Source organism: Mesorhizobium sp. M5C.F.Ca.IN.020.32.2.1, assembly GCF_004023105.1.
Taxonomy (GTDB): Bacteria; Pseudomonadota; Alphaproteobacteria; order Rhizobiales; family Rhizobiaceae; genus Mesorhizobium; species Mesorhizobium wenxiniae.
In genome coordinates, this window is sequence record NZ_RZSX01000065.1 from 1 (window position 1) to 12,934 (window position 12,934).

Sequence of the window (12,934 nt, forward strand, 5' to 3'; positions counted from 1 at the left end):
GGCCGGCACCGTCGAACAGTTCCACGGCGAGCAGTCGCGCACCGCGGTGCAGATCGCCGTCGCCTATGCCAGGGACAAGACCGAGCCGAAGGAAAAGCTCGTCCTGCTGACGCCGATCGTCATCGGCAAGGACAATCTTGACAAGGCTGAAAGGCTGGGTGAGACGAAGTAGGGAGACGCCGAGGGCGCGCATAGCGGCAAAAGTAGCGTTCTGCCGCGCCCCCTCTGCCCTGCCGGGCATCTCCCCCACTTGGGGGGAGATTGGCAGCTCCGACGCCGGCTTTCCCTCTGCAACGTTGGTGATTGGCAAAACCAGTGATGAAGGCGCAATCTCCCCCTTTGTGGGGGAGATGCCAAGTGGTGGCAAAGAGGGCAGGACAGAGGGGGGCGCTGTCCCGCCAACCTTGTGTAACAATCGGAATGATCGATCTCATCTTTCAGGGAGGATTTTTTGTCTCCAGCCGAAGCCGCAGCGCCGTCGCCATCGCCCGCCCTCCTCGCCGTCGAGGGCGTGACCAAGCGCTTTGCCGGCGTCACCGCGCTCAGCGACGTCTCGCTCGAGGTTCGGCCCGGCGAAATCCTCGGCCTGCTCGGCGAGAACGGCGCCGGCAAGTCGACGCTGCTCAAGATCCTGTCCGGCGTGATGCCGCCTTCCAGCGGCCGCATCATCTTCGACGGCGTCGAATTCAATCCGCACAATCCGCAGGATGCCAAGCGCCTCGGCATCGTCACCATCTACCAGGAACTGAGCTTGATCCCGACGCTCACCGTGGCGGAGAACATCTTCATCGGCCGCGCGCCGCTCGGGCCGCTCGGCCTGGTCAGCTGGCGGAAGATGGAGGAGGACTCCCGCACGATCATCGCCCGCGTCGGCCTGAATATCGATCCGGCGACACCGGTGTCGGCACTGTCGGTGGCCGAGCAGCAGCTGGTCGAGATCGCCCGCGCGCTGTCGCTGAAGAGCCGCCTCATCATCATGGACGAGCCGACCTCGGCGCTAACCGAAACCGAAGTGCAGAAGCTGATGTCGATCATGGGCCGGCTGCGCAAGGACGGCGTCGCCATCATGTTCGTCACCCACCGGCTGGAAGAGGCCTCTGCCATCTGCGACCGCATGACGGTGCTGCGCGACGGCAGGCTGGCCGGCCATCTCGACCGCGACGGCGGGCCGATCAAACTGCCGAAAATCATCGAGAAGATGGTCGGCCGCGCTGCATCCGAGCTTTACGCCAGACCGACGCTGCGTGACGTCGCCGGCGACGTCAGGCTCTCCGTGCGCGGCCTGCGCACAGTGCGCGATCCGCAGGCGCCGCACGCCATCGTGCTCGAAGGCGTCGACCTCGATCTCAAGGCAGGCGAGATTCTCGGGGTCGCCGGCCTCGTCGGCTCCGGTCGCACTGAGCTCGCCCGTGCCATCTTCGGCGCCGACCGCATCGCCGCCGGCACCATCACGCTCGACGGCAAGCCGATCGCACCTGAAACACCCGCCGACGCCATCGCGCTCGGCATTGGCCTGGTGCCGGAAGACCGCAAGCATCAGGCGATCTTCGCCACCCTCGGCATCCTGACCAATTTTTCTATCGCCGCGCTCGGCCGCTACTCCAACACGGCCGGCTTCATGGCCGAGAGGCGCGAACGCGAGGCGCTGGCAAGCTACAGAAAGACGCTGTCGATCCGCATGGCCTCGCCCGAGCAGCCCATAGAGGGGCTGTCCGGCGGCAATCAGCAGAAGGTCATCCTCGCCCGCTGGCTGGCGCGCGACCCCAAGGTGCTGATCGTGGACGAGCCAACGCGAGGCGTCGATGTCGGCGCCAAGGCCGAGGTACACCAGATCCTGGTGCACCTCGCCGCGCGCGGCATCGCCATCATGATGATTTCGTCCGAATTGCCCGAGGTGCTTGCCGTGTCGGACAGGATCGTCGCCATGCGGCGCGGACGCATCACCGGCGAGATGCCCGGCATCGAGGCGACAGAGGAAAAACTGATGGAACTGATGGCGCTCGACCAAACGCAGGAAGCGACGCAATGACCAGCACGACCGAACCGAGCCAGCGCGGCGGCATCAATGTCGCGCGGCTGCTGATGAGCTTTGGCCCGCTGATGTTCCTGGCGCTGCTGATCGTCGTTTTTACCGTCCTGAAGCCGAGCTTCATCGACCCCATCAACATCTTCAACATCATGCGGCAGATCTCGATCACCGGCCTGATCGCGCTCGGCATGACCTTCGTCATCCTCACCGCCGGCATCGACCTGTCGGTCGGTTCGCTGCTGGCCTTTTGCGGCATGGTCGCGGCAGTGGTGGCCAAGGGCGGCACCGCCAACACGCTGTCGCTGTCGACGTCCGGCACGCAAGGCTATGGCTGGTTCGCAGCCCTCCTGGCTGCCGTCGTCGTCGGCGCCATGGCCGGCGGCGTCCAGGGCTTTGCCATCACCAGGCTGAAGGTGCCGCCTTTCGTCGTCACGCTCGGCGGTCTCACCGTCTTTCGCGGCCTGACGCTGACGATCTCCAATGGCGGCCCGATCTCCGGCTTCGATGCCTCGATGCGCTGGTTCGGCACCGGCCTGATCGGCCCGGTCCCAGTGCCGGCGATCATCTTCGCCGCGGCGGCGATCCTCTGCCACATCGTCTTGCGCTACACGCGCTACGGCCGCGCCGTCTACGCCGTCGGCGGCAATGCCGAAGCGGCACGGCTGTCCGGCCTGCGCGTCGACCGCATTTTGATCTCGGTCTATGTCATCGTCGGCTTCTTCGCCGGCCTTGCCGCCTTCGTGCTGTCGGCGAGGCTCAATTCCTCGGAAGCCGTCGCCGGCATCGGCTACGAGCTGACGGTGATCTCGGCGGTCGTCATCGGCGGCACCTCGCTATTCGGCGGCATTGGCTCGGTAGGCGGCACGGTGGTGGGTGCAGCACTGATCGGCGTGCTGCAGAACGGGCTGCAGTTCAACAACGTCTCGTCCTACACGCAAAGCATCGTCATCGGCCTGATCCTGATCCTCGCCGTGGCCTTCGACCGCTGGCTGAAATCGCGGGTAAGGCGGTGAGGATTGAGGATCCGGCGCAAAGCGATCTTACCTTCCCCCCTGTTGTGGGGGAAGGAAAAGGCGCGTTCACGCTGGTGCGTTCACACGCTGCGAACGCGTCCAATCGGCGACTGTTCCGCCCGCAACCGTAGAGCTCGTCTGCGGCGCGAGAAGATCGTTGCGGCGGGCAAACGCCACGAAGGTTGCCCGCGCCGTCTCGGCGTCGATCTCTCCCTCCATCGCGGCCCGGCAGGCTTTGGCGGCGATGTCATGCGCGGCCGTCCGGCTCGCCGACGGCCAGTCGGACAGCAGCGCATAGGCCTCAGCCGCGCTTTCTATCTTGGTCGGGTTGCCGAGGCCGGTGAGGATGGTGACCGGCTTTGCGAAAGAAGAACGATCCATGACACTCTCCTTTGGAAGCTCAACTAGCTCCTTTCGGGACTCAACTGTCCGGCCGCTGCGATCCTCAAGAACGGCCTGCGCGATGACAGCGCCGATCTGCGAATGCAACGCGGCCGGCTGCGGCGGCATGCTCGGCCGGGGCAGCAGCCGGTGCACCTTGGCGAGCGTCTCCAGCCAGGCCATTACGACAAGGGGCGGATGTTCACGCCCGTAGAGCCAGGCCTTTGCCTTAGCGACCGGATAGCCCGCCTCTTCGGCGAAATCGGTTTCCGACCACCTCAGCAGGCGCAGGCAATCACGCATCCGCTCCGCAATCATTTGCGCTCCTCCTTGTCGGCTCCCAACCGCTGGGCCGACAGGAACATCAGCGTGTAGGCTGCCTTGCGGCGATCCCAGCCGGCCGACTCGACCGCGTCCAGCAATCCGTCGACAAGCGGCGCCAGCACCGTTTTGCACTCCGTTTCATAGTTGAAATCGGTCTTGGAAAGAGTCGGCGCCGCGATCTTTCCAAAACTGTTCATCATGTCCATGGCAACACCTGCTTATGAGCCGGGCAAGGCCGTGCCCGACTTCGCGTCGGCGGACACGGCCGTTTGTCCTTAGAAGCCTGGCGTCAGAAGTCCATGCCGCCGCCGCCGGGCATCGCCGGAGCGGCCGCTTCCTTCTTCGGCTTCTCGGCCACCATCGCCTCGGTGGTCACCAGCAGGCCGGCAACAGAGGCGGCACCCTGCAGCGCGGTGCGCACGACCTTGGCCGGATCGATGACGCCCTGTCCGTACAGGTCGCCGAACTCGTCGGTCTGCGCGTTCCAGCCATAGCCGAAGTCGGTTGTCTCGCGCAGCTTGCCGACGATGATCGAACCCTCCGCACCGGCGTTCTCGGCGATCTGGCGCACCGGCGCTTCGATGGCGCGACGCACGATATCGACACCGGTCTTCTGGTCGGGATTGTCAACGGCGACGTTATCGAGCGCCTTCGCCGCCCTGAGCAGCGCCACGCCGCCGCCGGGCAGGATACCCTCCTCGACCGCCGCGCGAGTGGCGTGCATGGCGTCGTCGACGCGATCCTTGCGCTCCTTGACCTCGATCTCGGTCGAGCCGCCGACGCGGATGACGGCGACACCGCCGGCGAGCTTGGCCAGCCGCTCCTGCAGCTTCTCGCGGTCGTAGTCGGAGGTGGTTTCCTCGATTTGCGCCTTGATCTGGCTGATGCGCGCCTGGATTTCATCCTTGCGGCCCGCACCGTCGACGATGGTGGTATTCTCCTTCTCGATCAGCACCTTCTTGGCGCGGCCGAGCATCTCCAATGTGACGTTCTCAAGCTTGATGCCGAGGTCTTCCGAGATCGCCGTGCCGCCGGTCAGGATGGCAATGTCTTCCAGCATAGCCTTGCGGCGGTCACCAAAGCCCGGCGCCTTGACGGCTGCAACCTTCAGGCCGCCGCGCAGCTTGTTGACGACCAGCGTCGCCAGCGCCTCCCCTTCGACGTCCTCGGCGATGATCAGCAGCGGCTTGCCGGATTGCACGGCGGCTTCGAGTACGGGAAGCATAGCCTGCAGATTGGACAGCTTCTTCTCATGGATCAGCACATACGGTTCTTCGAGCTCGACGCGCATCTTGTCCTGGTTGGTGATGAAATAGGGGCTGAGATAGCCGCGGTCGAACTGCATGCCTTCGACCACTTCCAACTCAGTTTCGGCGGTCTTGGCTTCCTCGACGGTGATGACGCCCTCATTGCCGACCTTTTCCATCGCCTCGGCGAGGAAGCGGCCGATCTCGGCATCGCCGTTGGCCGAGATGGCGCCGACCTGGGCGATTTCGTCGTTCCTGGTCACCTTGCGGGCATTGGACTTTAGGTCGGCGACGATGGCGTCGACCGCCTTGTCGATGCCGCGCTTCAGGTCCATCGGGTTCATGCCGGCGGCGACCGCCTTGGCCCCTTCCCTGACGATGGCCTGAGCAAGAATTGTCGCGGTCGTGGTGCCATCGCCGGCGGTGTCGCTGGTCTTCGAGGCGACCTCGCGCACCATCTGCGCGCCCATATTCTCGAACTTGTCCTCAAGCTCGATTTCCTTGGCGACGGTCACGCCGTCCTTGGTGATGCGGGGGGCGCCGAACGACTTGTCGAAGACGACGTTGCGGCCCTTAGGACCGAGCGTCACCTTCACCGCATTGGCGAGGATATCGACCCCGCGCAGCATCTTTTCGCGGGCTTCGGTATGGAATTTCACTTCCTTGGCAGCCATTGGATAACTCCTTCAAACAGGCAGCTTTTCGTTGACTGGTTGCTCGTCCAGGCCCGCTCAGGCGGCCTTCTGCATCTTGTCGGTGGCTTCGATTACGCCCAACACGTCGCTTTCTTTCATGATGAGCAGGTCCTCGCCATTGAGCTTGATCTCAGTGCCCGACCATTTGCCGAACAGGATACGGTCGCCGACCTTGACGTCGAGCGGCTGCAACTGCCCGCTATCGTCGCGCGCGCCGGGACCGGCGGCGATGACCTCGCCTTCCTGCGGCTTCTCCTTGGCAGTGTCGGGAATGATGATGCCGCCCGCGGTCTTCTCGTCGACCTCGATGCGGCGGACCAGGATACGGTCATGCAATGGACGGAACGCCATGTCGTTCTCCTTATAGGACAAACAGATTTTCTTGGACCTCCCTTCGCAGCCGACCGGTACACCGGCCGATACGACGGTGCGCGACTCCTGTTCAGGCAGCGCGCATATCGAGTTAGTCTGCCGATCCAAGCATTCAAGAGGATGCCGAAAAAATTTTAGCACTCGCCGTGGTCGAGTGCCAACGCACTGTAATATTAACGCTATTCCAGGACTTGAAACGAGGGACGCAGCTTGGAATCGCGGCGCAACCTTCCGACTTCGTCGTCGATCCCGGCACCGCCTGCCGGCGGCCGGAACCGATGAGGAAGCGGAAGCGTTTTTCCATGCGCAGGATGGACGCCTGAACGTTCGAAAGGAGATGGCATGGTCAGCAATGAATTCCAGGTCAGCACCGCGTTCCGGCTCCAGATACAGGGTTTTGGCCTGACGACGGCCGAGATCCATTATCGTCTTCCCGATTATCGGAACCTGCTGCAGCTCTTCATCTGGCAGGAATACGACATCGCCCCGGATTTCCCGACGCTGAAGCATTTCCTCGAATATTGGGAGCGTGAGATCGAAGGCCCGCTGCATTCCGTGCGCGTCGCCCATCATCGTCTGATCCAGCCCTCTGAATGGCGGGCGGTGGGTGGCGTCATTACGCTCCAGTGACACAGGCAGAGGCGGCGCTTTTCATGAAGGTGCCCGCCTCTGCCGCATAGCGCGTCCGCGCCGACGCTCAGGTGGATTCGTTCAGGTGGATTGATGCTCAGGTGGATTTACGTCCCTTTACAAGCAGTCCGGCCGTGCGAGCCGCCTTGACGAACGCCGTGCGAGCCTCGCGGGCGGTGCGCCAGCCGTCGAGCGCGTCGCGGCAGGCGCGATAGGCTGCGCGCCAGCTCCGGCCGCGCGCCCGGTCCGGCCACTGCTGCATACATTCGATGGCTTCCCAGCTGCTGGCGACCTTGCGCTCTCCGACGGATTGGAGCTTGAGCGTGATCGGCTCGGAAAATGGGACGTCCTTCATCACTTCCTCCTTCTTTCTGTTTTTAGAGCAAGTAACATCCTCGATTAAGCAGGAGGGCGGCCCGATCGGCGCCGGCAAACGAGATGGTTCGTCTGCCTGCGCGCTTCAAGACCTCCTGCCCAAACTGTCTCCCGCCCAGACGCAGCGGCCGGCTATATGTCGTCGTCCGGCGGCTCGAGAAGCCCGATCAGCGTCGCCACCCTAGCCGACGGCAGGGGGCGGCCCTCGTTCACCAGCGCCTCATCGGCGCCGACCCACGCAAAGGCCTCCCGCAACTCCTCGATCGTCGCGCCGGTCGAGGCAATGTCGGCAATAACGGCTTCGTCCACCGGGCCCAGCACCGAAATGATCTCGTCGCGTGTCATGGTCATGATATCCTCCATGCGGCGGGCCGGCGCGACCCTCAAATGACGGTTGAAACGGCATTCCCAGTTACAATCTGGCAACAAAAATTCTGGCAGCGGGACAGAATCTGGGTCTTGATTTCGGGCTGGCAATAACCAAATCGACATTGCCGGTTGCCGAATGGGGCCGGCAGAACCCAGGGAGCGCCAAGCTCTTTGGCGTCCCTCGTACTATGTTGCTCAATGGAGGATGTAGCTATGAGAACCGCATTCGACTTTTCCCCGCTTTATCGGTCGAGCATCGGTTTCGACCGCGTCTTCAACCTACTGGAAAACGCGCCTCAGGCAGTCGACAGCTGGCCGCCTTATGACATCGAGCGAAGCGACGAGAACACCTATCGCGTGAAGATCGCCGTCGCCGGTTTCTCCGAAGACGATCTCGACATCAGCCACGAGCCCAACCTTCTAATCGTCTCGGGCGAGCGCAAGGAACTGGGCACAGTGGAATATCTGCATCGCGGCCTTCCGGTGCGGCCGTTCACACGGCGCTTTGAGCTTGCCGATCACATGACGGTCACCGGCGCCTCGCTCAACAACGGTCTGCTGACGATCGACCTTGTGCGCGAAGTGCCCGAGGAGATGAAGCCGCGTCGCATTGCAATCGCCAAGCAAGGCGGTGCGCCGAAGGCCGGGCAGGTCGAGAAGCCGAAGCAGGCCGCCTGAGCGAAGGCGATCTCTGACGTCGCCTTTGGCACAACCAGTCGAGAAAGGAGAACATCAATGGCTATTCGTGATCTCATTCCGTGGGGCCGGGAGAACAGTCCGGTTCCCAGCTTCTATCGTGACGATGACCGGGACCCGTTCATGGCGTTGCATCGTGAGATGAACCGCATGATCGATGACGCGTTCCGCGGTTTCGAAACGCGCATGCCGTCGCTCAGCGGATTTTCGTCGGCGCGCGCCAGCTGGCCGAGTGTTGAAATCTCAGACAGCGAGAAGGAGATCCGCGTGACCGCCGAAATCCCCGGCATGGACGAGAAGGACGTCGAGGTGCTGCTCGATGACGGCGTGCTGACGCTGCGCGGCGAGAAGCGCTCCGAGACCGAGGACAAGGACAGGCACTTCTCCGAGCGGTTCTACGGCCGCTTCGAGCGCCGCATCCCGCTCGGCTACGAGGTCGAGGAGGACAAGGTGAATGCCGCCTTCCACAACGGCGTGCTCAGCGTGACGCTGCCCAAGACCCAGCGCGCGCAGACGAAGGCCAAGCGCATCGCCATCAGTGGCAGCAAAGTCAGTTCTGGCGGAAGCAAGCACTAAATCATCGGCAGCCGGACGCGCACGCGCCCGGCTGCGCCGGACACCTTAGAACGACAGCCCTGCCAGCATCAACTTCCTGCAGCGGGCTTTGCCTTGACGTTCTTCAGCGCGGTCAAGAGATAGTCCTGCATCGTCGCCTGAAGGTTTGTGGTGGCGGTGCGCACCGCTGCCATCGCGTCCTTCACCGCCGCTTCGTCGAAGCGCGAAGCCTGCTGCGCCGCCGCCAGATTGGCCCGCGCAATGCGCAGCTCGCGCAGTGCCGCCAAGGTGCGCGGACGATTTGCGAGGCGGATGCTGCGAAATTCCTTCCCCACCTCGGGCGAAAACCGTGTTGCTGTCCGGGCCGGTGAAACAGCGAGCCGACCGAGACGCAGGAAGCCCCCTACGCGCGCCGGGGAAAAATTCACACCGGCAGCCGGTTTCGGCGTCTTATCTAGTCAAGCAAACTCACTATTTGCAGGATCAGGACCAACAGCACAAAGCCAAGGACACACGCAAAGACCGCGGCCAAAACGACGGTGCGTTGCTGTCTGCCCACGGCTTTCTCCCTGAAAGCGCACCCCATCCACCAACACGAACGTTTGTCTCAAAAGTGTGCTTGAGGCCCGGCGGAGAGGGAGCAAACATGACTCAGGCAAAAGAATCTCCTGACAAGGTGTTCGTTTACGAGGGCGCTTACATCATTCATCCGGACGATGCATGGATATTAGAAAGTTCTAATAATTACTCCCGAGCGGCGGAACCTCCGGGTTCCTGCTGCGGATCGGGCTGCAACCCGATCGGGCCCGCGCTCTCCGCCAGAGGCGCGGGCTTCATTTGTTCAGCCGATGCGCCGGGCGGCGCGTAGGCCGCATATTGAATATCTACGGGAGCATTAGTAGCAGAAGTCGCTACCGTGGCGTTCCTGGCATCCAGGCAACGGAGCCCGTCATCCGAAAGGGTGGCGGGCTTTCGTTTCGATTATCGAACTGCTGAAGCACGTCTAAAGAACAGGGCCTAACTCCATCACCACGAAAGCGGTGACACCCAGCACGACGAGTGCATAGGCCGCATAGAGAACAAGCAGCAAAACTTCAAGGTCGCGGAAAGAGGTCGTGGTAGCCCTGATCCGTTGAGGCTCTGTTTGCTCGATAAGGTCGGCTTGGGGTGGCTCTGCTGTCGCGACGACATAGACAATCCGGTCGTGCTCGGCTGCCTGCAATATCCGTTCCGCGATATCGAGAGCGATCACTGGATCATCGGTCAGCTGATCTCCAGCTATTCGGTATTCAGTAACGGTCTGGACCTCGCGTTTCCCCATGCACGATAATAGCGTCATTTAAATTAGGTTCCACTAAAGTGCAGCCGTTTGCGGCCGGCCCGGTCGGCGTGTGACCAGGCGTGAACAATCCTGGGCCGCAATACCCTGCCCCGCGTCCTCCAATTAAACGGCGCGGGCCTTTCTATCGCCTATTACGGGCGCCATTGCTGGCAAGTCGCGATGCTAAAGCCGCATATAGACCCCGAACCGGGAGCCATTCCGCGCGTGGGCAACGCATCTGGCACGTGCCGCTGGATGACGACGAACGGCTTTCGATACCTTCTTGCTGGTGGTGCACCGAACTAACCTTGTTGCCGTAAGTGGCTCGCCAGTCCGATGCTAACAAAGCATCATCCCCAATGAGCGCCCCGCCCGACTATGCCGAGCTGCCATCCTGAGGGCGTCGGTCCGCCGCCGGCCCTCGCCAGCAGTGCTGGTCGCCCTATAGCTGAGATGGGCGCCCCCTTCTCAGCGCCCCCTTCTCAGGGCCTTGTCTCAGATCGCCTCGCGCTTCCGTTTCCGGCGTGGCGACCAGCAAGGCCGCGGCGGCGTTGGCGGCGGCGATGGCGGCCTCGACCTGATGCCCGCGGGCAAGGCCTGCCGCGAACGCGCCGACGAACTCGTCGCCGGCGCCATGGGTGCTGGCGACCTTCACCGGGATCGCCGCCAGCGCGAACGCCTGGCCGTCGCGGTCGCAATAGGCAACGCCCTCGCCGCCGGCCGTGACGATCGCGGCCGGGTAGAAATCGACCAGCATGCGTGCCGCCTCGGCAGCCCCCTCGAGCGTGTCGAAACCGGAATGCCGGCCAGAAATTCCGCCTCGATGGCGTTAACGATAATGATATCGGTGAGTGCGATCAGTTCGCCGGTCAGCTTTCGCGCGGGCGCGGCGTTGAGCACGATCCGACCACCGTGTCTCCTCACCGCCCGCGCTGCGGCAATGTTGGCGGCTTCAGGCACCTCGTTCTGCAGCAGCAGTACCGACGTGTGCGCAACCATCTCGGTCGCGGCGGCGATGTCCTTCTCGCCCAAGGTGAGATTGCTGCCTGAGACGATCACGGCGCCATAGTCGCCGCCGTCGTCGAAGATCGCCACGCTCATGCCGGAGCCGGCGCCAGGCGCGACCCGCACGAAGCGGCTGTCGACGCCTTTGCGTTCGAGATTACCGAGAAGCACGCGGCCGAAATCGTCATCGCCAACGGCGCCGATCATCGCCGAGCGCACGCCGGCCCGCGCGGCCGACACCGCCTGATTGCCGCCCTTGCCGCCACATTTCGGCTGCCAGGCATGGCCGGTCACAGTTTCGCCTTTGCGCGGGCGGTCGGGGGCTTCGACCATGATGTCGTAATGCAGGCTGCCGAACACGGTGACCAGGGGCGGGGAAGCCGTCATGTGCCCCTGTCCCGGCGTTTCGAAGTCACCGCCGACATGGTACGGCCAAGATTGCGCTCCGCCGCCTGGTAGTCGCGCTGCGCCACCGCGACGAACAGCGCGTCGAGTGCCCACGCAGCTTTAAGCTGAGTTGTTACCGCTTTCGCGAAAACGGTAACAACGCACGTGTAGCGGATTCAGGCGCTCCATTCCGAGCTTGCACAGCGGTCGCTTGTTACCTCGGCCAGCGCTGCTGATCGTAACCATGTACAACCGCTCGCCGCCCTTGCGTCTTGCGCGCCAATTGACCATCCTCGCAGACGTTAGTTGCACCGCGGCCGGGGGGTTCGCACATGCCGACGCTTTATGCGCTCAAACCGGCCTTCCAGGCGAAGCTGCGGCCGCTCGCCGACCGGCTGGCCGGGGCCGGCGTGACCGCCAACCAGATCACGCTACTGGCTGCCGCCCTGTCGGTCGCCACCGGCATTCTGGTCGCGGCCCTTGCCGGCCATCGCGCGATCTTCATCCTGATGCCGGTGGTGCTGTTTGCGCGCATGGCACTCAACGCCATCGACGGCATGCTTGCGCGGGAACATGGTCAGGCCTCGAAGCTTGGCATGTACCTCAACGAACTCTGCGACGTCGTCTCAGACCTCGCGCTGATCCTGGCCTTTGCCGCTCTCTTCTCCGCCTGGGGCGTCGTCGCCTTTGCCATCACGGCAGTGCTTGTGGAATTCGCCGGTGTGCTCGGCATCGCGGCGGGCACGGGGCGCAATTATGCCGGGCCGTTCGGCAAGAGCGATCGAGCGCTGGCGCTCGGCATCGTCGCCTTCCTCATCGCCTGCGGCCTATGGGTGGAAGCGATCTCGCCGTTTGTGTTTCCGGCAATGGCTACACTCTCGCTGGTGACCGCCATCAACCGGATACGCAGCGGCCTTAACGGGAGCGGTGGCTGAAATTCCGGTCGCATCCGCCAGGGGAACAACATGCTTCATGAACCAACGATTGCCGCTTCCGCAAGTGAGCAGCGGGTGGCGCAGGAACGCACCTTCCGCACGCATGACGGCACCGAGATCTTCTACCGCTACTGGCCGGCGGTCGGGCGACCTGCCAAGGGCGCGGTCCTGCTGTTCCACCGCGGCCACGAGCATGGCGGCCGCATGGCGCATCTGGTCGACGAACTCGACATGCCCGACCATGCCTTTTATGCCTGGGACGCGCGCGGCAATGGCCGCTCGGCCGGCGAACGCGGCTATGCGCCGTCCTTTGCCGCGCTGGTGCGCGACATCGATTGTTTCGTGCGCGAGATCGGCAGAGACGGGTTCGGCCAGCGCGACATCGCGCTGATCGCCCAATCGTTCGGCGCGGTGCTCGCCGCCGCCTGGGTGCATGATTATGCACCGCAGATTCGCGCTGTGGTGCTGGCCTCGCCGGCCTTTTCCGTCAAGCTCTACCTGCCCTTCGCCAAGCAAGGCATTGCGCTGTGGCAGAAGATCAAGGGCCGCTTCTTCGTCAATTCCTACGTCAAGGCCAAGTTCCTGACGCATGACCCCGAG

Annotated in this window: 15 protein-coding genes and 3 pseudogenes; 8 read left to right on the forward strand and 10 right to left on the reverse strand. The window is 63.4% G+C overall.

The genetic code is table 11. From position 1 onward, the window contains the following. The 3 genes and pseudogenes from EOA86_RS41425 to EOA86_RS05375 all read left to right on the forward strand — a co-directional run. Nucleotides 1–172, forward strand: a pseudogene (locus EOA86_RS41425) (sugar ABC transporter substrate-binding protein); the annotation flags it as partial. Nucleotides 173–451: 279 nt separating this feature from the next. After that, nucleotides 452–2,029 carry a sugar ABC transporter ATP-binding protein gene (locus EOA86_RS05370; protein ID WP_128340911.1) on the forward strand — a complete coding sequence of 526 codons (1,578 nt, stop codon included), beginning with the start codon at nucleotides 452–454 and terminating at the stop codon, nucleotides 2,027–2,029. Continuing rightward, entirely contained in the window at nucleotides 2,026–3,042 is a 1,017-nt protein-coding gene (locus EOA86_RS05375; RefSeq protein WP_095520909.1) for an ABC transporter permease, read from the forward strand. The genes EOA86_RS05370 and EOA86_RS05375 overlap by 4 nt, the downstream gene beginning before the upstream one ends. Before the next feature lie 66 nt (nucleotides 3,043–3,108). Here EOA86_RS05375 and EOA86_RS41430 read toward each other — a convergent pair whose 3' ends face one another. The 4 genes from EOA86_RS41430 to EOA86_RS05395 form a co-directional block, all read right to left on the reverse strand. Continuing rightward, entirely contained in the window at nucleotides 3,109–3,606 is a 498-nt protein-coding gene (locus EOA86_RS41430; protein ID WP_348633326.1) for a DUF982 domain-containing protein, read from the reverse strand. A 131-nt stretch (nucleotides 3,607–3,737) separates the two neighbouring features. Continuing rightward, nucleotides 3,738–3,953 (reverse strand): hypothetical protein, encoded by a 216-nt coding sequence (locus EOA86_RS05385; protein ID WP_127208511.1) that lies wholly within the window; start codon nucleotides 3,951–3,953, stop codon nucleotides 3,738–3,740. 83 nt (nucleotides 3,954–4,036) lie between these two features. After that, a complete protein-coding gene (groL, locus tag EOA86_RS05390) occupies nucleotides 4,037–5,668 on the reverse strand; it encodes a chaperonin GroEL (RefSeq protein WP_128340912.1) in 1,632 nt (543 codons plus the stop codon). A gap of 57 nt (nucleotides 5,669–5,725) precedes the next feature. Next, nucleotides 5,726–6,040: a co-chaperone GroES gene (locus EOA86_RS05395; RefSeq protein WP_065009117.1), complete on the reverse strand. Its 315-nt coding sequence runs from the start codon at nucleotides 6,038–6,040 to the stop codon at nucleotides 5,726–5,728. Nucleotides 6,041–6,403: 363 nt separating this feature from the next. Between EOA86_RS05395 and EOA86_RS05400 the strand changes: the two genes are divergently transcribed. After that, nucleotides 6,404–6,691, forward strand: a complete 288-nt coding sequence (locus EOA86_RS05400) for an usg protein (protein WP_127208510.1) — start codon at nucleotides 6,404–6,406, stop codon at nucleotides 6,689–6,691. Nucleotides 6,692–6,788: 97 nt separating this feature from the next. On the opposite strand, the gene EOA86_RS05405 is transcribed toward EOA86_RS05400, so the two are convergent. Both EOA86_RS05405 and EOA86_RS05410 read right to left on the reverse strand, forming a co-directional pair. Then, on the reverse strand, nucleotides 6,789–7,046 hold the full coding sequence (locus tag EOA86_RS05405) for a DUF982 domain-containing protein (RefSeq protein ID WP_128340913.1): 258 nt from the start codon (nucleotides 7,044–7,046) through the stop codon (nucleotides 6,789–6,791). A 152-nt stretch (nucleotides 7,047–7,198) separates the two neighbouring features. Next, nucleotides 7,199–7,411 carry a hypothetical protein gene (locus EOA86_RS05410; RefSeq protein WP_128340919.1) on the reverse strand — a complete coding sequence of 71 codons (213 nt, stop codon included), beginning with the start codon at nucleotides 7,409–7,411 and terminating at the stop codon, nucleotides 7,199–7,201. 237 nt (nucleotides 7,412–7,648) lie between these two features. Here EOA86_RS05410 and EOA86_RS05415 point away from each other — a divergent pair, with 237 nt between their 5' ends. Continuing rightward, nucleotides 7,649–8,113, forward strand: coding sequence for an Hsp20 family protein (locus EOA86_RS05415; RefSeq protein ID WP_095520913.1), 465 nt, complete (start codon nucleotides 7,649–7,651; stop codon nucleotides 8,111–8,113). Nucleotides 8,114–8,170: 57 nt separating this feature from the next. Then, nucleotides 8,171–8,707, forward strand: a complete 537-nt coding sequence (locus EOA86_RS05420) for an Hsp20/alpha crystallin family protein (RefSeq protein ID WP_127208507.1) — start codon at nucleotides 8,171–8,173, stop codon at nucleotides 8,705–8,707. Between the two features lie 68 nt (nucleotides 8,708–8,775). On the opposite strand, the gene EOA86_RS05425 is transcribed toward EOA86_RS05420, so the two are convergent. From EOA86_RS05425 to EOA86_RS39985, 4 genes and pseudogenes are all read right to left on the reverse strand, one after another. Next, a complete protein-coding gene (locus EOA86_RS05425) occupies nucleotides 8,776–9,021 on the reverse strand; it encodes a periplasmic heavy metal sensor (protein WP_245497139.1) in 246 nt (81 codons plus the stop codon). A gap of 668 nt (nucleotides 9,022–9,689) precedes the next feature. Continuing rightward, the gene (locus EOA86_RS05430) at nucleotides 9,690–10,007 is read right to left on the reverse strand and encodes a hypothetical protein (protein ID WP_128340915.1); all 318 of its coding nucleotides are present in this window, start codon (nucleotides 10,005–10,007) and stop codon (nucleotides 9,690–9,692) included. Nucleotides 10,008–10,449: 442 nt separating this feature from the next. Then, nucleotides 10,450–11,399 (reverse strand): annotated as a pseudogene (locus EOA86_RS05435) (ribokinase). Further along, nucleotides 11,396–11,506, reverse strand: a pseudogene (locus tag EOA86_RS39985) (RpiR family transcriptional regulator); the annotation flags it as partial. The pseudogenes EOA86_RS05435 and EOA86_RS39985, both read right to left, overlap by 4 nt. A 225-nt stretch (nucleotides 11,507–11,731) precedes the next feature. Between EOA86_RS39985 and EOA86_RS05445 the strand changes: the two are divergent. Together EOA86_RS05445 and EOA86_RS05450 are read left to right on the forward strand one after the other, a co-directional pair. Beyond that, nucleotides 11,732–12,334, forward strand: a complete 603-nt coding sequence (locus EOA86_RS05445) for a CDP-alcohol phosphatidyltransferase family protein (RefSeq protein WP_128340916.1) — start codon at nucleotides 11,732–11,734, stop codon at nucleotides 12,332–12,334. A gap of 30 nt (nucleotides 12,335–12,364) precedes the next feature. Continuing rightward, on the forward strand, nucleotides 12,365–12,934 hold a 570-nt coding region (locus EOA86_RS05450; protein WP_128340917.1), incomplete at its 3' end, for an alpha/beta fold hydrolase.